Origin of the sequence: Pseudoflavonifractor sp. BSD2780061688st1 E11 (genome assembly GCF_005844125.1) — a bacterium.
GTDB classification, from domain to species: Bacteria; Bacillota; Clostridia; order Lachnospirales; family Lachnospiraceae; genus Sellimonas; species Sellimonas catena.
Genome location: NZ_SPHM01000044.1, coordinates 1 through 24,649, shown reverse-complemented (window position 1 = coordinate 24,649; position 24,649 = coordinate 1). Strand labels below are relative to the sequence as shown.

Sequence of the window (24,649 nt, the reverse complement as noted above, 5' to 3'; positions counted from 1 at the left end):
TTCGCTGTATCCCACATTTACTACTGCCTCTTAATGAGGTGGCAGTATTGCTAAAAATCAGCAGGTCAGTACACTAGTCCAGATGCGGCGGAGATGAAAACCGAACTATTTGCGAATCCATACCAAACGATGCAAGGTGGAGTGTTGGCTCCGTTAGATAAATATATGGAGACAGACTCTTATTGGGAAGATACGACCTATAATGAAAAAATTTTAAATGCAGGACAATATGATGGAAAGCAATACATCATTCCGCTTTCTTGCTATTATTATGTATTATCAGGAACCAAAGATATTGAAAAAATAACAGGGGATACGCTAGGTGAATGGCTGGAACAGATGGAACAACTGGATGATCCTGGATTAAAAGAAGCAATCAATGGAAGCTTATATTTGACATCAGGACGATGGTTTCAGCCGGCAGTGGATTATGAAGCACAGAAAGTTTTATTTGACAAAGAAAAATGGGAGACCTTTACGAAAACGTACATGCAGTTCCGACAGGAAGAGATTCCGGATGTGGCATATGATATGGGAGAGCAATATCAAATTCAGCCGGTTCGTTCATTTATCGGAGGAGAAGAGGCTTTTGCAAAAATCATTCCGGATCTAGAAGGAAGAAAGATGGCGTCCATTATGACCTACGGAGCTGTTGGTATGTCCAGTGATCAGAAAGAAAAAGCATATGAGTTCTTAATGTTGTTTCTAAATGACAAGATGAAGGAAGAAGGAAGCGAAAACGTAGACCAGGTTCTCAGCGGCAGCGCTGGAATTGCGGTAGAGAAAAATGAGATTAAAAACTGGTTATCTGACCGTTCGGAGGCGACAATTTCGGCGGTAGAAGAAAGCTTCGGAGAACTGGACGGAGCATATTTTATTACAGATGCGGAAAGGGCGATGATATCGAATATTCGGGAAACTGTAGAATGGGGAGTAGAGCCGGACAACGGATGGGACAAAACCCTTTCGGATTTGACGGATCAAGTGTGGAAACAGTACGAAATGCAGGTGAAAGAGTAAAGCGAGTATACATTTTGATTTTAGAAGTGAGAAACATTTGTGCAATAGATGACAGAAGGAAGGGAAAGCTGACGGCTTTGTAAGATGAAAAGTAAACTGTTGCTCGTCAAGTAAACAATAGGATTGCCATCAGATACAAAAACTGGTGGCAGTTTTTTGACTATTTTATTTGTTTGGCTAGAAGGAAATGCGTCAGATTTAATGGCCGAATTTGTTCTGTTAGCATCATTTCAACTAAAAAATAAAATTGTCAAGATGCATGATGAGAATAAAATGTATTTTTTACCAGATAAATCAAGTATCAGCAAGGATTATACTGGTGGGAAAGTTGAGTCAATTATATTTATATAATAAAAATTCATGGACAGAAAAGAGAAACTCATGGTCAATTCGTTGATAAAGAATGACAATTTTGATAATGTCAGTAAAGAAGAAAACATATTATACATGAGGAGAAAATCGCATGGAAGAGACGGGATACACAGTCGGTCGTATGCGGCCTGAATGGGGAAAAGGAGGAGCACAGTCTTTGACTTTCGTGGTAACAGAAGATTGTAATCTGCGATGCAAAATCAATATAGGAGGTGCGAAGAATATGAGCAGATATGATTCCAAAGTGAGAAAGACTCCGGCAAATAGTCCAGAGCCAAGATTATGTTTTGGATGTAGGGAATCGTGTTTTCTGGTTAGCTGTGAAGGTACATGCAGTCTGAACTGTACTGTATCTACTAGTTCCAGACCGCCAGTACGCAAAGTGATTAAGTAGTATACTTAACAACAGAATTGCCATGTTTACATGGCAATTCTGTTGTTATATACTCAGTGTATAATATAGTTGCAGAGGTGTATGATGTTTAATAAAATTATTCTCAAAAATTTTAAAAGTAATTTACATAATTACATTTTATTTTTCATCAGCAATATTGTTGCGGTGGCGGAGATGATCGCATTCTGGGGCATGAATGACATTGTAACAAAAGCAATTACAGATAAGGTGACGGCAGCGGCACTGAAAATGGACTTCAAGATTGCAGCCGGACTCATTACCGTCATCACTGTTTTGCTGATGGTTTTTTCTATGAAGCACTATATTCAGCTTCGGATGAAGGACTATTCCACCTTTATTATTCTTGGCATGAGGAAACGAACCTCCTATCTCATGATGCTGACTGAATATGTGGCAGGATGTGTGCTTTCCCTGATTCTGGGGATTCTGCTTGGAATCGGGCTGTTATACGGCATCCAGTACTGGATCCGGGGTATCTATCCGGAGTTTATCAAGATCACGGCATTTGACTGGAAGATTCTGAGAAATGCCTGCGGTCTGAGTATCGGAATTATGGCGCTTGTTTTCGTGGCGCTGATTACGTGGATGGACGGGAAGGATATGAGCGCCTTCATGTCGTCCGCAGAGCAGAATGAGAAACGTCCGGTCAGCGGGCGGTGGCTTCTGCTGGTTGTATTGGGTATTGTTCTTCTTGTGATTGGGGAAGACATGTATCAGGGTTCGGATTCTATGTATCTGACGTCCCATGCGGTCTTTCCGGCAGGCATGGTACTGATTGTCGTGTTTGGACTGGCGTGGGTGCTGGAGCGGTTTCGGAAACGGAAAAAATCTTATCTGCGCCATATTTTTCAGCTAAACCAGTTGTACAGTAAATTCCAGAATAATTTGATGATCCTGATCCTTCTGTTAGTGATTCACTTTTTTGCTCTGACCTATCTGACAGTGGAAATTTCCAGCCTCCTGCCCCTTGATAGGTACCGGGAGAACTATCCGTATGACAGTGTATGGATTGCAAGGGAAGAGGACAAAGAGTATGCAAAAGAACTGGCTGAAAAATATGACGGTACCGTAACAGAGTTTCCGATGCTGCGTGTCACAACCGCTTATACAGCACAGCAGATCGGCGTGTCCGCCTCCACATATCAAAAACTGACGGGAAAAGATTGTGATCTGGAAGGACGCGAGATCTGGTTTGGCATGGAGGATGCGGAATTTCGGAAGGAAAAAGATATAACGAACTGGGACAGTCATGATTTGTATGAAGATGTGTTTGTAGGAAATTATGATCCAGAGTTTAATATGGTCATGCTGAAGAATACAGAGGAAGGGAAACCGTATCATTACGAATTGACGAAAGCTTTCACCCAGAGTCTTATCGGACAGTATTCGCTGGATCAGTACCATGAAAACATGGTTATTTTTTCCGATGAGTTCTTTGAAGAACGGTGGCAGGAAGTGCGGAGGGACAAGACGGAAGCTTCCGAGCTTTACCTGTTTACTTTCCCGGCGAGGGAAAGAGCGGATGCATACACAGAACTGACTGCATATAATGATGCCAATGGAATCAAAAATAAGAATGAAGTAATGATGGAGAACAGTCTGTACAATACGGATGAGTTTTTGAAGGGACAGCGGATGCGTGCGGTATTCAGCCTGTCCAGCAAGCTGTTTTTGATGGCGACCCTTCTGCTCAGCGGATTTTTCGTTGTGGCATTGAAGAACCTGTCGGAGATGACATCTTTCAAACGGCGGTATGAGTTCCTGAATTATATGGGAATGAAAGAAAAGGAGCAGCGAAAGAATATCCGGTTTGAGACAAAGATTTTGACAATGATTTCGGCAGGAGCGGCGTTTGTCATGGGTGTGCTGTATGTATGTTCCTATCTGTATCAGCAGAATACCGGTGGAGGCGACGGAGTCGGAACCGAATTCTGGAAGTACTGGGCGGCGATCATGATCGCCTATTTAGTGATAGTATATTTGATCCAACAGTTATTCGGATGGTATGTGATACGCAGATTAAAACGTGAGAGGAGGAAACAGGGGTAATGCATGTACTGGAAGTAAAAGATTTGATTCGGAATTATCAGAAGTCGTCCTTTAAAAAGAGCGAGGATGATATTAAAGTCCTGAAAGGACTGAATTTTACCGTGGAGGAAGGAGAGTTCGTCGGCATCATGGGAAAATCCGGGTGCGGGAAGACGACTCTTCTGAAGGTACTTGGCATGATCGACAAGCAGACGGATGGAGAGGTTTTCTTCATGGAGCAGAATACCACAGATCTTTTCGGGGATAAGCTGGCGGACATCCGAAGGACCAAGATCGGATTTATCTTTCAGGATTTTTATTTGATGGACAGTCTGTCCGTGGAAGAAAATATCATGCTGCCGATGATCCTCGGAAAAGAAAAAGTGGATGTCATGACAAAGGCGGCGAAGAAATATGCAGATCAGTTTGAGATCACCCATCTGCTCAAGAAGAATCCGTACGAACTGTCCGGAGGAGAAAAGCAGAGAGTGGCGATCTGCCGGGCGCTCATCAACGACCCGGATCTGGTACTGGCGGATGAGCCGACGGGGAACCTGGACTCCAAGTCCGGGAAGATCGTCATCGACGCTCTGAACCGGATCAACCGGGAGTTCGGAAAGACCATCGTTATGGTAACACATGATCCGCAGATGGCAAGCAACTGCAGCCGGATCATTCTATTGAAGGACGGGGTGATTCTGGATACCCTCAACCGGGGAGACAATCAGGAGAAATTTTATCAGGAGATTATCGGCCGGATGGCAGATCTGTAATATGGGAAAAGATATTTACAAGCAGTTTTTGAAAACGAGAGAGGGGCTTCTCATACTTCTTGTACTTATCATTGGCATAGGTGTGGGGCTAAATGGATTAGCCCCCTATGTCTTTGGAAAAGTGATTGATGTGATTTCGCTTGATCAAAAAGAAACCTTTCAAATCTGGATTGTGATCTACATATTTTTACTTTTGTTGGTACAAGTTTTTTCTTTGATGGAGACTCTGATTGGACAGTGGACCGTAACCAGCATTGAAAATGACATGAAAGGTCAGATGATGAAAAGAATCACGCATCTAAAGACAAAAGATGCAGAAGTTTATGAAAAGGGGGAACTGCTTAACCGCATTGAGTTTGATGTTGAGACAGTAGCAGGATATTATATTGATCTTATCAGCAGTGTCCTGATGATTATTCTGAATTTGGCAATTTCAGTCTATTTTGTATTACTGATTTCCTGGAGATTATCATTGATTGCTGTCGGATTTCTTCCGGTTCTTTACTTTGCAAATTATATGTTTCGTAATCGGATTCGGAAAATAGAACGGCAAAAAAAAGAAGTAAGTGATGAATATTACAGCTTTTTAAATCAGGTATTTTCCGGACTGAATTCGATTAAAGCGTTTGGAATTCAAAAAAAGATTGTGGAAAAATTTGCTTCTTTGCTGAAATCTAAATTGAAAGTAGAGATGAAGAATACGGAACTAACATCGGGAGTCACAGCGCTGCGGGCGGTTCTTGGGAGCGTAATGAATGTGGTACTCCTTACTGTAGCAGGATTTTTTATTATGGATGGGAAAATGACAATTGGAAATATGGTTGCATTTAATTCCTATCTGGAAATGCTGATGCAGGCGGTATCGAAAGTCCTTGAATTGAATCTGAACAAGCAGGGTGTGATCGTGAGTTATGAGCGAATCAGTCAAGTGAAAGAAGAACTGATGGAGACAAAAATGAATGGAAACATCGTATTGAATGAGATGATTCACACAGTATGCTTTCATCATGTTTCGTTTTCTTATGAAAAGAATACAGAAGTACTCCGCAACATTTCATTTCAGATTGATAAGCCGGGGCTTTATTCTTTCGCCGGGGAGAATGGAACAGGCAAAACTACGATTCTGAAACTTCTGGAACGATTTTATGAACAGGATAGCGGAACCATTACAGTGAATAACATTCCAACAGAAGACTATGATATTTTGTCATTGCGGAATCAGATTTCTTATATGGAGAAAGAACCTTTTTTTATTTCAGGAGATGTTTATCAAAATCTCGGCTTTGGAGATGCCTCTATATCGAGAGAAAAAGTGGAAGAAATCTGTAGAAAGACAGGAATACACAGAGATATCATGGAACTGGACAAGCAATATCGTACAGAAGTCACGGAAGGGGCATCCAAATTTTCAAGCGGACAAAAACAGAAACTTGGTCTGGCGCGGGCAATTTTAAGAAACAGTTCGCTTTATCTTTTGGATGAAGTGACATCAGACTTGGACGGGGCGGCAGAAAAAGTTGTCTGTGATGTGTTGGAAGAGATTGGGAAAAAGGCAATTGTCATTAGCGTCAGCCATAAAGAGGAAGTACTAAAAAGAAGCGATCAGATTTTTGTACTAAATCATGGAGAAATTGTTGCATCAGGGACACATGAGCAGTTGTTGGAAAATTCAAAAGAATATCAGAAGTTATATAAAGAACAGTAGAAGGAAATAGATTACGACGGATACGCGATTTGTGCGTATCCGTTTTGTAATTGCGTTGTAAAAAATGTCAAAAAAATTAATGAAAATAGAGTGCAAAGATATTGAAAATGAATAGTCTGAATGTTATTATTTAGACAAATTAGAGACGAAAAAACATTGTAAACAGAAATCTGTTTTTGGTAAGAGGTGAGACCGATGGTGAGTAAATCAAGAGGATAAAAAGTTCATACGAGGCCGGGGAAGGCTGGAGGTGAAGGTGTTATGAAGAAGAGATCGAAATATCAGCAAAAGATCTGGTGGTGCCGCCTGATTGTAAGTGTCGTACAGGTTTTCCTGTTTTTGTTTTGTCCCATCATACTGAAAGAGGGGAAGACATGCGGCGCGATGGTGATTTTCACTATGATAGTGGATACGGGATTTCAGATCCGGTATATTCTGCTGATGCTCTGCATGGTGCCGGCCCTGCTTTATCTGATCCGTTTTATCCTTATGATCCGTAATAAAAGTCTTGGCATTTTGGAAAAGCTTTCTGCAAAGACGCTGTGCTGGCTGGGAATTTCTATTTTTGTTGTGTCAGTGCTGCCCATTTCTCCGGATGATTTCAGCAAGACGGATATAGCGGGCATGATGCTTGTATACTGCCTGTTTACTTTCATCGGGGGAATTGAGTTTTTATACTGCCGGTGTCAGGAAACAATGGAAGACACCGAGGAAGAAGTGATTGCAGCGCGGGAGAAAGAGAAGATCGACAGACAGCACCGGAAGAAGGCGAATTACTTTCCGGGGAAGTACCCGAAGGAATTTTATCAGGTGATCCGCAGGATGTTCCGGTCCAGAATAAAGGTGCAGGTGTTGATGATTGCTTCGGAAGCTTTTGCAGCAGCGAGCCTCTTTATCGTCTTTTCCATGTATGGAATCATGAAAGATACCTATGAGATGGAGAGTTCCATTACCGGGGACGGGCTGTATGGTCTGTTCCGGAGTCTTGGGCTGATTCTGATCCTTTTACACCTCGTGATGATGACAATGATGAGTGCCTGGTATATCAAAGAAGCGAAAAAGGATTTCCGTCTGCTTGTTATTCTGGGAATCAGACGGCGGACAGTCTACATGCAGTTTCTGCTGGAATTCTGGACGGGCGTGCTTGTCGCCGCAGTGTTTGGTCTGGGAGCAGGGGCGGCAGGAGCTTCTGCAATGCGGATGGAGCTGCAAAAAGGGATCCCGGGCGGAGCGGTATTTCCGGAAGTCGTTACCGGAAACTATTTTCTCATCGGACTGATTTCTTTCCTGATTCTGATGGGATTGTCGTTGGCTTTTAATCAGGAAAACTTCATTGACCTGGGACAGTCCGTGGACAGAAATGAGGATGTACAGAAGGAAGAACGGTTGAGGAAAGGAATCAGTCTTTGGATTGCAGGAGGAGTGTTTCTGGCAGCTCTGGCGGTGGGATGGTATTCGGTCAGAGAATGGGCGGAGAGCAGGTTTATCCATATTTTGACGGTTGTGGCAATGTTCCTTCTGCTTTCCGGCGGAACAGCACTGTGGATGCGGATACGGGAGAGAAAGCATAGATATGATACCGGTCTTTTGAAAAGGAACCTGTTTTATCACAAGTTTGAGAGTAATATAGAGCGTCTGTTTCTTCTGGCAGTGATTCAGTTCCTTGCGCTTGGGATGTTTGCGGCGCCGATGGCGGGGGCATGTATTCCGCAGAAGATTCCGTCCATGTACCCGTATGATATCGTGGTGACGGCATATGAGCCGGAGCTTGAGAAGCTGGAAGTGATTGCGGATAAGTATGAAGCCCGGGTTACGCAGTATCCGATGCTTCGGATGACTTCCATCTACGGGAGCGATAAAATCAAGCCGTGGAGAAGGACAACCAGACCAATCCAGTGGCCGCAGGGACAGCAGATTGCCATTTCGGAAAGCACCTATCAGCAGATGCGGAAGTTTGTGGGAAAAGAGCCGAAAAAGCTTTCACTGCAGGGCGAGGAGCTGCATGTAGTGTATCAGCAGGATCTGTCTGTCAAGGCACATACGATTGACTGGGATACCGGACGTCTGGAAAAGCATTTAAGGTTCGGCCAGCCTCTGGAATATTATAATCCGGATGATTTTCGCAGATTCTTTCCGGTCAGAACCATCGCAGGCGAAGAGCGAGCCAGCCTGACCGGAAGCTTTCACCAGGGAATGCAGGATAATCTGATCGTGTTGACAGATTCGTATTTTCAGGAAAATTATGACCGGATCACGGCGTATAACAGGAAAAACTGGGAGACGAGACAGAAGATGACGAGAGAAGAGTGGCGGATGTACACAGTCCGGCATCCGGAGAATCTTACAGAGGGACCAACAACACTCTTCTGTATGAATCTGGATGATGCCCTTGTGGATCAGGCAGCGGCGGATCTGGAATATCTGAACGAGGAGCAGGATTTTGACACGGTATGGGACAATAATATCCAGCCGTTTTATGTGAAATCTCAAATGATCGTCAATACAGAGTCGGAAATCTTTTTTACGAGAATGGGAAATGGATTCATTTTGCTGGTACTGATGATTCTCGGAGTCTTTCAGTTCTTTGTAAAAGTCAAGTCGGAAGAAGATAACTGGCGGTGGGAGAATATCTTCCTGAAACGTCTTGGAATGCACGAGAAGGAACGAAAAGCCAAGCTCCGGTATCAGATCCGGATGTTTGTACTCATACCGGTGCTGTCCGGGATCACGGGAGGAGTTATCTTCGCGGCATTGACTGCAAAGGCAAGGCTGTATACCATGCAGGAAACACTGCAGTTTGCTGGATATCTTGGAATGATCTATCTGATCTGGATTCTGGTGTGGGCAGCTGCCTGTCAGGTGATGGACTGGAATATCTGGAAACATGTTGAGAAAGAATAGGGAAAAAGTAAGATCTTGTGCTCCGAACAGGGGCTTCCTGTTCAGAAAGGAGAGCTTATGAAAAGAAAGTATATTTATACGATAGTAGCTGCAGCACTTCTGGTCTGCCTTGGTATGTCGGTTGTTTTTCTTAGACCGGACAAGGAGGAACAGCTCGTAAAGGAGTTTCTGAATCAGACATTCACCAAGAGCGAAGAAAATGCAAAGTTGTATCAGGCAGTCATGGATTCGCCGTCCGTCATAGGGCTGGGTGTAGATCAGCAGACACAGAAAGAAACGGCGGGAAAAGCGCAGCAGGCGTCGGAAGAATTTGAAAAAGCATACAGCACCTATCTGGATTCGAATGGCATGAATGACTTCCAGAACGGATTGTTTGGCTATATGCTGGACTTGTATACGGCAGACGAGACGTGGGAGATTTCTGAAACAGAAATCACGAAAGATAACGAAGCGTATAAATTCCGCGTCAGCATGAATGTGGGAGATACGCCGCAGGAAATTCAGGGAAGAGCAGAAGTGAACGATGGGAAGATCGGCAATCTGGATATTACAGAGTTATAGGAAATATTGGGGAAACCGCAGCAGGATTTAGCCTGCTGCGGTTGATTTTTGGTATGCAGAATGTATATACTATAATTGAAATTGAGAAACATCCGGGAAGGAGGATTTTGTCCATACCGGTGTATTTCCGAAAGAAATCAGTAGAAAAATCAGCAGGGCACAAGAAGTTCGACATGCCAGCGATTACGATGACTTTTATATTATTTCAATAGAAGATGCAAAAGAGCAGTTGGAAACAGCGAAAGAGGTAGTAGAATTGGTTGAATGGGTACCTCAAGACACTGGATGAAAAATAAGATTGTTAAGAAGGTAAAATATAAAAAATCGGAAGAATTCCACAGAGGAAAAGTCTTCCAATTTTTTCTCCGGGAAACTAAGTGATCGTCGAGCAACTTTATGTAAAAAGTTTTGCATGATGTAGAAAAATCAGTAGATCTGGAAATCCTTTTATTTAAGAATCGACGCAATTGATTTGCAACGCAAAACGAATCGTTGTACAAAGAAGTGCAACGCAAAACAAAATCGTTGCAAAATGATTGCGACGATTTTATAATAATAGGAGAGGTGATGTGCGATGAGAGAGAATAAAAGGCTGGAATATAAAGAAAATATGGAATCAGGAACATTTCTGAAAACGATCAGTGCATATGCAAATTATGGTGGTGGGAAGATCATTTTTGGAATTGCAGATGATGGAACTGTAAAAGGAATCTCTAAACCGGAAGAAGCATGTCTAAATCTGGAAAATAAGATTAATGACAGTATAAAACCGGTTCCGGAATATTCGATAGAGATTGGGGAAGATTCTACAATTATTCTCAGCGTCTGCGAGGGTCCTTATAAACCTTATCTTTATAAAGGAAAAGCGTATAAGCGGTATGATTCCGCTGCCACTGAGGTGGATCGCCTGGAATATGGAAGACTGATTCTGGAGGGACAAAATCAGTCTTACGAAGAACTTCCTTCATCTATGCAGGAACTGACATTTGACCGTTTGGAAGAGGAGTTAAAAGAAAGTCTGGGAATTACCAGTCTGAATGAAGATATCCTGAAAACGCTGGAACTCTATTCGGAAAAAAGAGGATTCAATAATGCGGCAGCTTTACTGGCTGACAGAAATCAGTTTCCGGGAATCGATATGATTCGCTTCGGAAGCAGTATTGATGAGATCATGGACAGGGCGACGTTTGAACATATGTCTGTTTTGGCACAGTTAAGCAGTTGTATCGAGAGGTTCCAGACGTACTATCAGTATGAGAAAATAGAAGGCGTTGAGAGAAAACAAATTGACAAGATACCGGAGAAGGCCTTCCGTGAAGCGATTGCAAATGCTTTGGTACATCGGGCATGGGATGTCCGGGCTTCCATAAAAATCAGTATGTTTGAAGATAGAATCGAAATCAGCTCACCTGGCGGGCTCCCGGCAGGAATTGGCCGGGAAGAATATTTGAATGGGCAGATTTCTGTCCTCAGAAATCCGATTCTTGGAAATGTTTTTTTCCGGCTGAAATATATTGAGAAGTTTGGAACGGGGATTATGAGAATTAACCGGTCTTATTCTAATGCATTGGAAAAACCGTCCTATCAGATTTTTGAGAATTCCATTCAGGTGGTACTTCCGGTAATCGCATCAGATGAGGAACTCTCAGAAAAGGAAAGAAGGATTCTGGACATTATCCGGGACAAGGGAACCGTGAGCAGAAGTGAGATTGAAAAGCTGGCGGGAACAGGAAAAGATTCGACAATCCGCAGTCTGAATCTGCTGTTGAAGAAACATATTATTGAGAAAACGGGAGCCGGAAGAGGAGTAAAATATCATATCCGGTAAAGAATAAAGCATACGAAAAGTAACCGGAATACATCCCATGGAGTGAGATGCACCGGTTGCTTTCTATTTACTGTAGTCCGACGGTGTCTATCTTGTCATCCACCGCCCGTTTGTAAAGTCCGGAATGGCAACCGGATGTCCGCCCATTGCGATGGACTGTTCAGAGAGGACGCTGATGCACATCCAGGAAGCTGCGTCATAGACGTCGATCGGGCAAGGCCGTCCGTCGCGGATGCACTGTGCGAATTCACGGAAGACGAGGTAGTCCATGCCGCCGTGTCCGCCTTTGATTTCGCTCTTCAAGAAATCTTTCCAGATCGGATGGTCATACTGCTCTTCGTATTCTTTTGCATTTCCCCAGTGTTTGTTCCAGAAGAATTCCTCTTCCAGGGAATACAGTCCGTCCAGGAAGACGGAATCGGTCTTTTCCTCATACATGCCCTTTGTGCCGCAGACTGTGAAATCACGGCTGTAGTAGCGTGGAAGAGAGGTATCGAGTGTCAGCAGAATCGTTTCCCCTCCGGCACAGGTGATGACGGTATTGACAACATCACCCTGAGCAAACCGTGCGTGGAGCAGGGACTGGTCGCAGTCCGGGTGCCGGCGCACGTATTCATTCATCCCTTTGGAGATGGAAGCGGTGCTTGTCAGAGTGAGCATCCGGTTTCCGTGGTTGATATCAAGGATCCTTGCGATCGGACCGAGTTCGTGAGTCGGATAGTTCTCCGCATTCCGGTTGAGATAATTTCTGAGACGGTAATGGCGGTTTTCTTTTCCGCGGGTAACCTCGCTTCTCAGATCATGCATATAGCCGCCGCGGCAGTGGACGATATCTCCGAATACGCCCTGCTCTTTCATGTTCAGGGCCATCAGTTCACGGCGTCCGTAACAGCAGTTTTCCATAAACATAAATGGTGTTTTTGTCTCTTCGTAAGTCCGGACAAGCTCCCAGCATTCTTCCAGACTGTATACGCCTCCGACTTCGATTCCTACCGGGATTCCTGCTTTCATTGCCTGGATGGCAGCAGGTACGTGGTGCTCCCAGGAGGTGGCGATAATCAAAGCGTCAATATCTGAGCGGGTCAGAACTTCTGAATACTCCGGCTCGGCAGCAGGACGATGCCCGCAGCGCTCTTCGATCAGGTCCTGTGCCTGTTTGATTCTGTCTTCATAAGCGTCACATACGACAGAAATCTGCATTTCCGGGATATACAAAAGGGTTTCCTTTAAAAGCATATAGCCTCTGCTTCCCAGTCCGACAAGTCCGATCTTTAATGGTTCCATAATCAAGTCCTCCTTCATGAAATCTCATCCACAGCATAGCACAAAGCAAAGAGAGTTACAATAATCACAATTCTCTTTTCGCCCCTGTTTTCCGATGCCTTTTTTTCTGCTATAATAGGTACCGGAAAAGGAGGAACACAATGAGTTTTGTACATTTGCATGTTCATACAGAATATAGTTTGTTAGACGGTTCCAACAAGATCAAGGAGTATGTCGCGCGCGTGAAGGAACTCGGCATGAACAGTGCCGCCATTACGGATCACGGTGTGATGTACGGTGTGATCGATTTTTATAAAGAAGCAAAGAAGGCGGGGATCAATCCGATCCTTGGATGTGAGGTATATGTGGCTCCGGGTTCCCGGTTTGACCGTGAGGCAGGGCACAATGATGACCGGTATTACCACCTTGTCCTTCTGGCGGAAAATGATGAGGGATACCACAACCTGATGAAGATTGTATCGAGAGGGTTTACGGAAGGGTATTACTACAAGCCGCGTGTGGATAAAGAGCTTTTGAGGCAGTACAGCGGCGGGATCATCGCTCTGAGTGCCTGTCTGGCCGGAGAGGTGCAGAAGAATCTGGTGAGGGGTCTTTATGAAGAGGCCAAGAAAGCCGCATACGAGTATCAGGATATTTTCGGAAAAGGGAACTTTTTCCTGGAGCTGCAGGATCACGGGATGGGCGAGCAGCAGACGGCCAACCAGGGCCTTCTTCGTCTGTCGGAAGAGACGGGAATTGAGCTGGTAGCTACCAATGACGTCCACTATACGTACGCGGAAGATGAAAAACCGCATGACATCCTGCTCTGTCTTCAGACAGGAAAGAAGCTTTCCGATGAGAACCGGATGCGTTACGAAGGCGGTCAGTATTATGTAAAGAGTGAAGAGGAGATGCGGGGGCTTTTCCCGTATGCCCTGCAGGCACTTGAGAATACGCAGAAGATCGCAGACCGCTGCCATGTGGAGATTGAATTCGGAGTCACCAAGCTCCCGAAATACGATGTGCCGGATGGCTATACCTCATGGGAATATTTGCAGAAGCTCTGCTTTGACGGGCTTGAGAACCGGTATCCGGGAAGCCCCAAGGAACTGGTGGAGCGGCTGAAGTATGAGCTGGATACGATTCGCACGATGGGGTATGTGGACTACTTCCTGATCGTGTGGGATTTCATCAAGTATGCACGGGATCATGACATTATGGTGGGACCGGGAAGAGGTTCCGCGGCGGGAAGTATCGTGTCCTACTGTCTTGGAATTACCAACATTGATCCGATCCGGTATAACCTGCTCTTTGAGCGGTTCCTGAATCCGGAGCGTGTCACCATGCCGGATATCGACGTGGACTTCTGCTTCGAGAGAAGGCAGGAGGTCATCGATTATGTAACGAGAAAATACGGAACAGACCGGGTGGTGCAGATTGTTACCTTCGGTACCCTGGCAGCCCGGGGAGTTATCAGGGATGTGGGGCGTGTCATGGATCTTCCGTACGCCTTTGTGGACAGCATTGCAAAGATGATTCCGACCGAGCTGAATATGACGCTGGACCGGGCGCTTACGATGAATCCGGAGCTGAAAAAGCTGTACGATACGGATGAGCAGGTAAGAGAACTGATTGACATGAGCAGGCGTCTGGAAGGTCTTCCGAGACATACGTCCATGCACGCGGCGGGGGTTGTCATCAGTCAGAAGTCCATCGATGAATATGTGCCGCTCTCCCTTGGATCGGACAATTCTCCGGTGACCCAGTTTACCATGACGACGCTGGAAGAGCTGGGTCTTCTGAAGATGGACTTCCTTGGGCTTCGGACCCTTACCGTCATTCAGAATGCGGCCAGGCTTGCCCGGCAAAGCACCGGGAAAAAGATCGATATGTCCAGGATCGACTATGATGACAAGGCAGTCTTCGATTCCCTTTGCAGCGGAAAGACGGACGGCGTGTTCCAGCTGGAAAGCGCCGGGATGAAGAGCTTCATGAAGGAATTAAAGCCGCGGAATCTGGAGGACGTCATTGCGGGGATTTCTCTGTACCGTCCGGGACCGATGGACTTTATTCCGCAGTATGTCAAAGGAAAGAATCATCCGGAACAGATCACCTATGACTGTCCGCAGTTAAAACCGATTCTGGAACCGACCTACGGATGTATCGTCTATCAGGAGCAGGTTATGCAGATCGTGCGGGATCTGGCGGGATACACGCTGGGGCGAAGCGACATTCTGCGGCGTGCCATGTCAAAGAAAAAGGGCGATGTCATGGAGCGGGAGCGTCAGAATTTCGTCTACGGCAATCCGGAGGAAAACGTGCCGGGATGCGTGGCAAACGGCATCGATGAGAAGACAGCCAACAAGATTTACGATGAGATGATTGATTTTGCGAAATATGCCTTCAACAAGTCTCACGCGGCGGCCTATGCGGTCGTTTCCTACGAGACGGCGTGGCTGAAATATTATTATCCGGTAGAATTTATGGCGGCGCTGATGACTTCGGTCATCGATAATCCGGGGAAAGTGGCGGAATACATCTATACCTGTAAAGAGATGGGCATAAAACTGCTGCCTCCGGACATCAATAAAGGGTACGGCAACTTTTCCGTGGACGGGGGCGATATCCGTTACGGCCTTGCGGCAATCAAAAGTATCGGACGGTCCGTGATCGATGACATTATCCGGGAAAGAGAGGCCGGGGGAGAGTTCAAAAACCTCCGGGATTTCGCGGAGCGGATGTCCGGCAAGGACATCAACAAAAGGACGGTTGAAAACTTTATTAAAGCCGGGGCCTTCGACTGTTTTACCGGGACGAGAAAGCAGCATATGATGGTCTATCTTAAGATCCTTGACCAGATCAATCAGGAGAAGAAATATTCCATGGCAGGACAGATGAGCCTGTTTGATATTGTGGATGAGGATCAGAGAAAGGAATTTGATATTCAGTTCCCGGATGTGGGTGAATACGAAAAGGAGACGATGCTTGCCTTTGAAAAGGAAGTGCTCGGCGTCTATGTCAGCGGTCATCCGCTGGAAGAATACGAGGAGCGGTGGAAGAAAGCGATCACGGCGACGACACATGATTTCCAGTATGACGATGAGACCGGACATACGAAAGTCCGGGACGGGGCCAAAGAAACCATCGGCGGTATGATTACGTCCCGCACCATAAAATATACGAAGACCAACAAGGTGATGGCATTTATTACCATCGAGGACCTGCTTGGTACGGTGGAGGTCGTGATTTTCCCGAGGGATTACGAGAAGAATCAGCAGTATCTGGAAGTGGACCGGAAGGTGTTCGTAAGGGGACGGGTGTCTGAGGAAGACGAAAGTGCCAGCAAGTTGATCTGTGAGACGATCATTCCGTTTGAACAGACAGAAAAACAGCTCTGGATTCAGTATCCGGATAAGGCATCCTTCCTTCAGGAAGAGCAGCTTGTCTACTCCATGCTCCACATGAGTGAAGGGGAGGAGAAAGTCTTCATTTACTGTCAGGCAGAACGGGCAGTCAAACAGCTTCCGGCGGGGCGGAATGTGGATATCTCAGATGAACTCATGAGCAGATTGACGAACTATTTTGGCAAAGAGCGGGTAAAAGTAGTAGAAAAGTCAAAGATATAGGAAAGATATTGAAAAACGAAAATAAATAGTTTAGTATATTATGTGGTTAAACTATTCACAGAAAACACATACAGAAATCAGGGGATGACCTAATGGAGGTATAAGAATCATGGCAAAAGAAATCAGGACAATAGGTGTTTTAACGAGTGGTGGAGATGCGCCGGGAATGAACGCGGCGATTCGTGCCGTTGTAAGAACAGCGCTTGGAAATGGACTGAAGGTCAGAGGAATCAGAAGAGGATACTCAGGACTTTTAAATGAAGATATTATTGATATGTCCGCGCGCGATGTTTCCGATACGATTCAGCGCGGAGGTACGATTCTCCAGACTGCAAGATGCCAGGAGATGTGCACAGAAGAAGGACAGCAGAGAGCGGCAGCGATCTGTAAGAAATATGAGATTGACGGACTGATTGTAATCGGAGGAGACGGTTCCTTTAAAGGAGCAAGAGCGCTGTCCAATCTCGGGGTGAATACGATCGGTCTTCCGGGAACGATTGACCTGGATATCGCATGTACAGAGTACACGATCGGATTTGATACCGCGGTGAATACGGCGATGGAAGCCATCGACAAAGTACGTGATACCTCTACATCCCATGAGAGATGCAGTATCGTTGAGGTTATGGGACGTGATGCGGGATACCTTGCGCTGTGGTGCGGTATTGCCAACGGAGCAGAGAGAATTCTGCTTCCGGAAGAGCATGATTATAATGCAGAGAAGATCATCGAAGATATCAAGCTGAACAGAAAACGCGGAAAGAAGCATTACATCATCATCAATGCAGAAGGTGTCGGTAACTCCGTCGGCCTTGCAAAAGAGATTGAAGAGGCAACAGGCATGGAGACAAGAGCGACGATTCTTGGACACATGCAGCGCGGTGGAAGCCCGACAGCAAAAGACCGTGTCTACGCGTCCATCATGGGAGCAAAGGCAGTGGATCTTCTTCTGGAAGGAAAGACAAACCGTGTCGTAGGCTACAAGCACGGCGAATATGTAGACTTTGATATCGACGAAGCACTGGAAATGGAAAAGGGAATTCCGCAGTATCAGTACGATATTGCAAAAGAACTCTCTCTTTAATTTACCTTGGAGAGCCAAAAAGCAGGGGGCATTGCGTACTCCCTGCTTTTTTATACTTGAAAAGCAAAAACAGAAATTGTACAATGATAGGACAGAAGGTAAAAAGGAGATATGGACTGTGAGTAGCAATAAAAAGGCGGCGCCTGTCGGAGTGTTTGATTCCGGAGTGGGAGGACTGACAGTAACAAGAGAGATCATGCGGCAGCTTCCGGACGAAAATATGGTGTATTTCGGGGACACTGCGAGAGTGCCGTACGGAAGCAAATCAAAAGATAATATCATACGTTACAGCCGGCAGATCATCCGGTTTCTGCAGACAAAGAATGTCAAGGCTATTGTGATCGCCTGCAATACAGCCAGTGCGCTGGCGCTGGATGTGGTGAAAGAGGAGACCGACATCCCGATTATGGGAGTGATTGTGCCGGGAGCCGCTGCGGCTGTCCGGGCCACCAGAAATAAAAAGATCGGCGTGATCGGGACAGAGGCGACGATCCGGAGCCAGATGTATTCCAAAGTGATGAAGGAGATGCTTCCGGGTGTGGAAGTGATCGGAAAGCCGTGTCCGCTTTTTGTTCCGATTGTGGAAGAAGGATTTGCAAAGCACAAGATTGCGGAGGAGGTCATCGATTACTATCTGGCATCGATGAAAGAGACGGATATAGACACAATGATTCTTGGATGCACCCATTATCCGCTGTTAAGATCCCGGATCATGAAATATCTGGGAGACGGCATTCAGCTGGTGAATCCTGCTTATGAGACGGCGATGGAGCTTAAGAAGCTTCTCAGGAAGATGGATCTGCTCAATGAAGGGCAAAGCAGCGCAGAAGAGAGCGGTCAGGTCTGTGCCAACGGCTCCTATGAGTTTTACGTAAGCGATACGGCGGACAAATTCAAGCAGTTTGCAAATTCCATCCTTCCTTATGATATCCGCACAACCCAGCGGATCAATATCGAAGAATATTAAACATGACGGGGAATGATTATGGATAGAGAGATATTACTTGGAATTACAGGAATGCAGTGGGAGATGATGGACGATGGAGAACAGAAGGCCGAAGATGCTGAAGCAGTGGAAATGCTTACTTCTGCTGATTATTTCTTTAAAAATGGAAAACATTATTTCGTGTATGATGAGACGTCTGGAAGCGGTCGAAAGATTGGAAAAAGCAAGATCAAAATTACGGGAGACCGGATCGTTGAAATCATGAAAGCAGGAGAGATGAGAGGAGGACTGTTCTTTGAGAAGGACAAGCGCACCCTTACCTGTTATGAGACTCCGTACGGTCAGCTTCACTTTGGCGTCTGGACGACCGGTATTGATGTTGATGTAAAAGAGGACGAAATCCTTGCGGAGATCCGCTACCGGATGGAGATGGAAGACAAGCCGATGGCGGACTGCTGCGTCAAAATTCATGCCTGCAGCAAGGGGGAAAAGTCGGCTCAGATGGTGAGAGAGCTGATGGAGCATCAGAAGCAGGATCTCATAAAAGCAGAATAAAGACAGGACAAAGAGTACATTTCATGCTGGATGAAGAGTACTCTTTTTTTCTATATGTTTATCAGGGAGTGAGAAACAATCTGGACGCAGTGTCCGCTCCGAGGCTTCTGGAAGCGGCGCAGATGCTGGGAGCAGGAAAGTTCTATGCATTCTGGAGGATCATTCTTCCGAATATCACAAATGGAATCATGGTATCCGTCATGCTGGCCATGTCCATCGTGTTTGGAGATTTCGTAATTATCAATACACTGGCAGGAAACTATTTCCCGACCGGACAGATGTACCTGTATTCGGCAATGAGACAGTCCGGACAGAAGGCAAGTGCCGTGATCGTGATTCTGTTTATTATCACGCTGGCAATTTCACTTGTGGGATTTGGTCTGCAGAAAAGCAAGAAAAGGAGATAAGAGAAGATGTCTTACATAGAGTTTCAGAATATCAACAAGTTTTACGGAAAAAACCAGGTATTGAAAGATATCAGCCTGAACATTGAAAAAGGACAGTTTGTGACATTGCTCGGACCTTCCGGATGCGGAAAAAGTACGCTTCTTAGGTGTCTGTCCGGCCTCGAAGAGATCAGCTCCGGCCGGATCATCATGGATGGAAAAGACATTACCAATCTGGAACCAAAAGACAGAAACATCGGAATGGTGTTCCAGCACTACAGCCTCTTTCCGAATATGACAGTAGAGGAAAACATTGCCTTCGGTCTGAAAATGCAGAAGAAAAGCAAAGAAGAAATCAAGGCGAAAGTGGATTCTGCGATTCAGATCGTGGAGCTGGAAGGAAAGGAAAAGGCCTATCCGGAAAATCTTTCCGGAGGACAGCAGCAGAGAGTGGCGCTTGCGAGAAGTATCGTGCAGCAGCCAAAGGTTCTGCTTCTGGATGAGCCGTTAAGCGCCATCGATGCGAAGCTTCGGAAGTCTCTGCAGAACAGCATCAAGCAGATTCACAAGGATCTGGGACTGACCTGTATTTTCGTAACCCATGATCAGGACGAGGCGATGGTAATGTCTGATACGATCCACCTCTTCCACGAGGGACGCATTGAACAGTCCAGCGATCCGATTACCATGTATACATCTCCGGTAAGTCAGTTTGCAGCGGCATTCATCGGTAACTATAATATTCTTTCCCGGGAGCAGTTCACGTCCGTAACCGGAAAGAAGATTGCATCTGAAAACGGAATCGCAATCCGTCCGGAAACGATTCAGATTGTAACAGATCCGTCGGAAGAGACAGACTATACATTTGAAGGCGTAATTATTGATAATACACCAAAAGGAAACGTTTTGCAGTATAATATTAATGCAAATGGTGTTAAAATGAAAGTAGACGTACTCTTCAGAAGTAAGGTACTTTTTGAAAACGGACAGAAACTTCGTCTGTCTGTAGCAGATCACAACTGCATCAGAATTTAGCAGAAAGGAACAAAAACGACTATGAAACATGGAATCGTCAATTCGCTCGAAATCCCGCGTTTTTCAGGGATTCAGACCTTTATGAGAATGGAGAATGACACGGATCTTCAGGATGCGGACTTTGTCGTGGCAGGAATTCCGTTCGATACCTGTGCGACTTACCGTGCAGGGGCCAGATTTGGCCCGGCCGCGGTCAGGGAGATGTCTTCTCTGGCGGCCAAACCGTATAATCCCGTTCTGGAAGTGGATATTTTCGGGGAATGCCGGGGAGTGGACTACGGCGATCTTCCGACGGTGCCGGGGTATGTGGAGGAGACTTTTGACAAGGTGCATGCGCAGATGAGAACACTCTTTGAAAGCGGAGCCGTTCCGATTGTCATCGGAGGAGACCACAGCGTGACGCTGCCGGAGCTTCGGGCATGTAAGGATGTGCACGGAGAGGTGGCGCTGATTCATTTTGACGCCCACTACGATACGATCAAAGAATACTTCGGAAAACCGTACAGCCACGGTACACCGTTTTACCATGCGGCAAAGGAAGGGCTGGTGGATCCGTCCTGCTCCATTCAGGTAGGAATCAGGGAAGGGCTTTACGGACCGGAGGACGCGCAGAATTCCGCAAATCTCGGGTACGAGTCCATCGATGCTCTTACGATACACCACATGAGTGCACAGGAGGTCATAGACCGGATCAAAAGCAGGGTTGGCGGAAAGAAAGTGTTCCTGACATTTGATATCGATTTCCTGGATCCGGCATTTGCTCCGGGAACCGGTACACCGGTGCCGGGCGGATTTTCCACCTGGGAGACGCTGGAGATCCTGCATGGCTTAAAAGATCTGGATGTTGTGGGATACGATGTGGTAGAAGTGGCAAACGCATTTGACGGTTCGGGAATCACTGCCATTGCGGCAGCAGGAATCATTCAGGAGTTCATGTCTCATATTGCATGGAGGAAAAAGCATGGAAAAGATCAAAGATAGGATTGGTGAAAATCCGGTCGTAGAAAAGCTTGCACGAGCAGAGGAAACAGCGTGGATCAATCCGAAAAAAGAATGCTGGGATGATGCCGGAGAAACTTTTGATGTCCGGCCGGAAGAGATTGAGGATGCAAGGGCAAGACTGGAGAGGTTTGCACCGCTGATTCTCAGGTATTTCCCGGAGACGAAAGACCGGGGAGGACTCATCGAGTCCCCTCTTGAGGAAATCCCGAAGATGAAGGCGGCGCTGGAAGAAAAGACCGGAAGCGCTGTTGACGGAAGACTGCTCTTAAAGGAAGACAGCCATCTTGCCATTGCAGGTTCCGTCAAGGCAAGGGGCGGGATTTATGAGGTGCTGAAATACGCGGAGGATCTTGCGGTGAAGCACGGTCTATTGAAAGATGGCGACAGCTACGAGGTGCTTGGCGAGGAAGAGAATCGTGCAGTATTCCGGAAGTATACGATTCAGGTGGGATCCACAGGAAATCTGGGGCTCAGCATCGGTATTATCAGTGCAGTTCTCGGATTTCGGGTCATTGTTCATATGTCTGCGGATGCAAAAGAATGGAAGAAACAGATTCTTCGGAAGTTCGGTGTCGAAGTCAGGGAATATGAGCAGGACTACGGAGAAGCGGTCAGACAGGGAAGGGCGCTCTCGGATCAGGACCCAAACAGCTATTTTGTGGATGATGAAAATTCCAGAACACTCTTCCTTGGCTACGCGACAGCAGGAAAACGGCTGAAAGAGCAGCTGGATGAACAGAAGATTGTCGTAGATAAGGAGCATCCGCTCTTTGTCTATATTCCATGCGGAGTCGGCGGAGCGCCGGGCGGCATTACGGCGGGACTCAAATGGGTGTTTGGCGATGCGGTGCATTGTTTCTTCGCGGAGCCGGTGCAGGCTCCTTGTATGCTGCTTGGTATGGCATCCGGACTGCACAATGAGATTGCGGTTCAGGATATCGGACTGACAGGAAAGACCGATGCAGACGGACTTGCGGTAGGACGTCCGTCTGCCTTTGCGGGAAAGATGATGGAACGTGTATTAAGCGGCGAAGTGACAGTGGAAGACCGGAAACTTCTTCAGTATATGAAGCTTTTGATGGATACGGAAGAGATTTTCCTGGAGCCGAGCGCCTGCGCCGGATTTGCAGGTGTGTCAGCGATGGCAGCACAGGAGGAATTTCAGAAGTATGTGAAGGAACACGGGCTGGAGCCGGTGATGGAAAACGCCGTACAGATCGTCTGGGCGACCGGAGGAAGCCTGGTGCCGGAAGAGATGCGCAGGCAGTATCTGGAAGAGGCACGGATCCTGTCACTGAACGTACCGGGATTTGCAGAAAGTGGAAACTGGTACAAAGGAAACCTTCACAGCCACACGGTCAATTCTGACGGCCATCTGACACCGGCGGAGTCGGTGAAACTGTTCCGGGAGCACGGGTATCATTTCCTCTGCTTTTCCGAACACGATCGTTATACCGATTACAGGGACGAATTTGACTGTGAGGACTTTATTATCCTTCCGGGGCTTGAGGCCTCTGCCGTGCTCTATGAGTCAGAAGGATCGAAACTCAGACCGAAGGTGCATCACATCCATGGAATTCTCGGCACGAAAGAAATGCAGAAACAGGCCACAAAAGAGCCGTACAAGCATATGGAAATCCATCCGGTGGACAAATATTACGGAGACTGGGATGGAGCGAAAGCTGCGCAGAAACTGGCGGATGAGATGACGTCCAGAGGAATGATCGCGACCTACAATCATCCGATCTGGTCCAGAGTGCGGGAGGAAGAATTCATCCATACAAAAGGAATCTGGGCGATGGAAATCTATAATTACGGCACGGTAAATGAAAGTGCCACCGGATATGATGAGACATACTGGGATGTCATGCTGCGGGAAGGAAAACAGATCTTTGCCTTTGCATCCGATGACAATCATAATGACGGGATTGTGGAAGACGCCTGCGGCGGATATATCGTTGTAAAGGCAGAGGAACTTTCCCACGAAGCGATTGTAAAAAACATGCTGGCAGGAAATTATTATTCATCCTCAGGACCGGAAATCTACGACTGGGGAATCCGGGACGGAAAAGCATATGTCAGCTCAAGCCCGGTGTACAGGATCGATTTCATCGCAGGCAACTGTATTAACGACGGGACATCAATTGTATGCAGATCTGTGGACGAGACAGTGGAAAGCGGCGAATATGTCCTTAAAGGACATGAGAAATATGTGAGGGTAAAATGTACTGACCGATACGGAAAGACTGCATGGAGCAATCCGATTTTCCTTGACCGGGAAAATGCATAGTTTTCCGGAAGGGGAAAACGAAAGAAGATACCGGAGAGTCCGGAATCATTAATAGAAAAAGAGACAGAAAAAGAGTGCGGATGAAATATTCCGCACTCTTTATGCTGTCTTATTTCTTTTTTGATTTTGATGAATTCTTGGAAGCCTCTTCCCTGGCTGCTTCCTTAGCTCTTGCAAAAAATCCTTTTTTCTTCTTTGGAGCTTCCAGAGGCCCTCTGACACCTCTTACTCCTGTAATATAAATACCGCTCACGGTAGCTTTGACTTCTTTTTTCACAGGAACAAGCGGGTAAACCTTATCATCACACATAAATGTCATGATCTTCGGCCCGACTTTTGCCTTAACGACATAAACCTTGGACCGGCGTAAATATTTCGGCGTGCTTTCCATTACGATAGATGGAAAACCGGCATCTTTCAGCTTCATACGGCCCTTGTCTATGACGAGTATGGAAACTGTCTGAGCCATGGCATCGATCTTCTCCTGCTGTTCCGCCTGCTTCTTCTGAGCGCGCTTTCCAAGAAAATAAAGGACGATCAGAGCGATGACCAGAATAACAAGAATCACGAGTGATACGATAAAAAACGGACTCATCTTAATTACTCTCCTCCAATCTTTTGTTACACATGTTGTATTGTAGCATTGTTTTTGGGGAAGCGCAAGTAGTTTGCAGGCGGGTTGCATCTTTTTTCCCCTGCAAGTATAATAAGAGCAGGAATCGAGGAGGAAAAAGTATATGGAAATAATATTCGAATTAACAAAAGACGCAGCTCTTTGGATACCCGACTTTGCCACTTTATAAAAAGTAAATCTTCCAAAAACATCGTATTTATCAATGTTTTTGGAAGATTGATTCAA

17 protein-coding genes are annotated in these 24,649 nt (G+C 46.1%); 15 read left to right on the top strand and 2 right to left on the bottom strand.

Translation table 11 applies throughout. From position 1 onward, the window contains the following. Positions 1-144 precede the first annotated feature (144 nt). The 7 genes from FGQ85_RS15395 (at position 145) to FGQ85_RS15360 (ending at position 11,603) form a co-directional block, all read left to right on the top strand. The gene (locus FGQ85_RS15395; protein WP_138373875.1) at positions 145-1,020 is read left to right on the top strand and encodes a hypothetical protein; all 876 of its coding nucleotides are present in this window, start codon (positions 145-147) and stop codon (positions 1,018-1,020) included. Between the two features lie 850 nt (positions 1,021-1,870). Next, positions 1,871-3,856, top strand: a complete 1,986-nt coding sequence (locus tag FGQ85_RS15390) for an FtsX-like permease family protein (RefSeq protein WP_171027989.1) — start codon at positions 1,871-1,873, stop codon at positions 3,854-3,856. Further along, positions 3,856-4,608: an ABC transporter ATP-binding protein gene (locus FGQ85_RS15385; RefSeq protein WP_087253741.1), complete on the top strand. Its 753-nt coding sequence runs from the start codon at positions 3,856-3,858 to the stop codon at positions 4,606-4,608. Before FGQ85_RS15390 ends, FGQ85_RS15385 begins: the two co-directional genes overlap by 1 nt. Position 4,609: 1 nt before the next feature. After that, positions 4,610-6,313, top strand: coding sequence for an ABC transporter ATP-binding protein (locus FGQ85_RS15380; RefSeq protein ID WP_138373873.1), 1,704 nt, complete (start codon positions 4,610-4,612; stop codon positions 6,311-6,313). A 261-nt stretch (positions 6,314-6,574) separates the two neighbouring features. Continuing rightward, positions 6,575-9,214: an FtsX-like permease family protein gene (locus FGQ85_RS15375; RefSeq protein ID WP_138373872.1), complete on the top strand. Its 2,640-nt coding sequence runs from the start codon at positions 6,575-6,577 to the stop codon at positions 9,212-9,214. Positions 9,215-9,271: 57 nt separating this feature from the next. Next, on the top strand, positions 9,272-9,775 hold the full coding sequence (locus tag FGQ85_RS15370; protein WP_138373871.1) for a hypothetical protein: 504 nt from the start codon (positions 9,272-9,274) through the stop codon (positions 9,773-9,775). A gap of 574 nt (positions 9,776-10,349) precedes the next feature. Then, entirely contained in the window at positions 10,350-11,603 is a 1,254-nt protein-coding gene (locus FGQ85_RS15360) for an ATP-binding protein (protein WP_138373870.1), read from the top strand. Between the two features lie 87 nt (positions 11,604-11,690). On the opposite strand, the gene FGQ85_RS15355 is transcribed toward FGQ85_RS15360, so the two are convergent. Next, the gene (locus tag FGQ85_RS15355) at positions 11,691-12,887 is read right to left on the bottom strand and encodes a Gfo/Idh/MocA family oxidoreductase (protein ID WP_138373869.1); all 1,197 of its coding nucleotides are present in this window, start codon (positions 12,885-12,887) and stop codon (positions 11,691-11,693) included. Between the two features lie 140 nt (positions 12,888-13,027). Here FGQ85_RS15355 and FGQ85_RS15350 point away from each other — a divergent pair, with 140 nt between their 5' ends. The 8 genes from FGQ85_RS15350 to FGQ85_RS19220 all read left to right on the top strand — a co-directional run bounded on the left by FGQ85_RS15350 (position 13,028) and on the right by FGQ85_RS19220 (position 23,790). Next, positions 13,028-16,492, top strand: coding sequence for a DNA polymerase III subunit alpha (locus tag FGQ85_RS15350; protein WP_138373868.1), 3,465 nt, complete (start codon positions 13,028-13,030; stop codon positions 16,490-16,492). Between the two features lie 109 nt (positions 16,493-16,601). Then, on the top strand, positions 16,602-17,576 hold the full coding sequence (gene pfkA, locus FGQ85_RS15345) for a 6-phosphofructokinase (RefSeq protein WP_087167112.1): 975 nt from the start codon (positions 16,602-16,604) through the stop codon (positions 17,574-17,576). A 118-nt stretch (positions 17,577-17,694) separates the two neighbouring features. Then, a complete protein-coding gene (murI, locus tag FGQ85_RS15340) occupies positions 17,695-18,543 on the top strand; it encodes a glutamate racemase (RefSeq protein WP_087167113.1) in 849 nt (282 codons plus the stop codon). Between the two features lie 18 nt (positions 18,544-18,561). Continuing rightward, positions 18,562-19,077 (top strand): DUF1934 domain-containing protein, encoded by a 516-nt coding sequence (locus FGQ85_RS15335; RefSeq protein WP_162610125.1) that lies wholly within the window; start codon positions 18,562-18,564, stop codon positions 19,075-19,077. A 23-nt stretch (positions 19,078-19,100) separates the two neighbouring features. Further along, positions 19,101-19,484 (top strand): ABC transporter permease subunit, encoded by a 384-nt coding sequence (locus FGQ85_RS15330; protein WP_087167115.1) that lies wholly within the window; start codon positions 19,101-19,103, stop codon positions 19,482-19,484. 6 nt (positions 19,485-19,490) lie between these two features. Next, a complete protein-coding gene (locus FGQ85_RS15325; protein ID WP_138373867.1) occupies positions 19,491-20,498 on the top strand; it encodes an ABC transporter ATP-binding protein in 1,008 nt (335 codons plus the stop codon). A gap of 21 nt (positions 20,499-20,519) precedes the next feature. After that, entirely contained in the window at positions 20,520-21,479 is a 960-nt protein-coding gene (speB, locus tag FGQ85_RS15320) for an agmatinase (protein WP_087167117.1), read from the top strand. Then, positions 21,460-23,790: a D-serine ammonia-lyase gene (locus FGQ85_RS19220; protein ID WP_347563108.1), complete on the top strand. Its 2,331-nt coding sequence runs from the start codon at positions 21,460-21,462 to the stop codon at positions 23,788-23,790. Before speB ends, FGQ85_RS19220 begins: the two co-directional genes overlap by 20 nt. Before the next feature lie 109 nt (positions 23,791-23,899). Here the strand turns inward: FGQ85_RS19220 and FGQ85_RS15310 are convergent, their stop codons facing one another. Further along, positions 23,900-24,385 (bottom strand): ABC transporter ATP-binding protein, encoded by a 486-nt coding sequence (locus FGQ85_RS15310; RefSeq protein WP_087167118.1) that lies wholly within the window; start codon positions 24,383-24,385, stop codon positions 23,900-23,902. Positions 24,386-24,649 lie beyond the last annotated feature (264 nt).

What these genes read in the sequence shown, in the direction of transcription:
- FGQ85_RS15335 (WP_162610125.1), top strand. Translation starts at nt 18,562, where the DNA reads ATGGATAGAGAGATATTACTTGGAATTACAGGAATGCAGTGGGAGATG.
- FGQ85_RS15370 (WP_138373871.1), top strand. Translation starts at nt 9,272, where the DNA reads ATGAAAAGAAAGTATATTTATACGATAGTAGCTGCAGCACTTCTGGTC.
- FGQ85_RS15380 (WP_138373873.1), top strand. Translation starts at nt 4,610, where the DNA reads ATGGGAAAAGATATTTACAAGCAGTTTTTGAAAACGAGAGAGGGGCTT.
- FGQ85_RS15390 (WP_171027989.1), top strand. Translation starts at nt 1,871, where the DNA reads ATGTTTAATAAAATTATTCTCAAAAATTTTAAAAGTAATTTACATAAT.
- FGQ85_RS15355 (WP_138373869.1), bottom strand. Translation starts at nt 12,887, where the DNA reads ATGGAACCATTAAAGATCGGACTTGTCGGACTGGGAAGCAGAGGCTAT.
- FGQ85_RS15385 (WP_087253741.1), top strand. Translation starts at nt 3,856, where the DNA reads ATGCATGTACTGGAAGTAAAAGATTTGATTCGGAATTATCAGAAGTCG.
- FGQ85_RS15360 (WP_138373870.1), top strand. Translation starts at nt 10,350, where the DNA reads ATGAGAGAGAATAAAAGGCTGGAATATAAAGAAAATATGGAATCAGGA.
- speB (WP_087167117.1), top strand. Translation starts at nt 20,520, where the DNA reads ATGAAACATGGAATCGTCAATTCGCTCGAAATCCCGCGTTTTTCAGGG.
- FGQ85_RS15350 (WP_138373868.1), top strand. Translation starts at nt 13,028, where the DNA reads ATGAGTTTTGTACATTTGCATGTTCATACAGAATATAGTTTGTTAGAC.
- FGQ85_RS15375 (WP_138373872.1), top strand. Translation starts at nt 6,575, where the DNA reads ATGAAGAAGAGATCGAAATATCAGCAAAAGATCTGGTGGTGCCGCCTG.
- FGQ85_RS15310 (WP_087167118.1), bottom strand. Translation starts at nt 24,385, where the DNA reads ATGAGTCCGTTTTTTATCGTATCACTCGTGATTCTTGTTATTCTGGTC.
- pfkA (WP_087167112.1), top strand. Translation starts at nt 16,602, where the DNA reads ATGGCAAAAGAAATCAGGACAATAGGTGTTTTAACGAGTGGTGGAGAT.
- FGQ85_RS15330 (WP_087167115.1), top strand. Translation starts at nt 19,101, where the DNA reads ATGCTGGATGAAGAGTACTCTTTTTTTCTATATGTTTATCAGGGAGTG.
- FGQ85_RS19220 (WP_347563108.1), top strand. Translation starts at nt 21,460, where the DNA reads ATGGAAAAGATCAAAGATAGGATTGGTGAAAATCCGGTCGTAGAAAAG.
- FGQ85_RS15325 (WP_138373867.1), top strand. Translation starts at nt 19,491, where the DNA reads ATGTCTTACATAGAGTTTCAGAATATCAACAAGTTTTACGGAAAAAAC.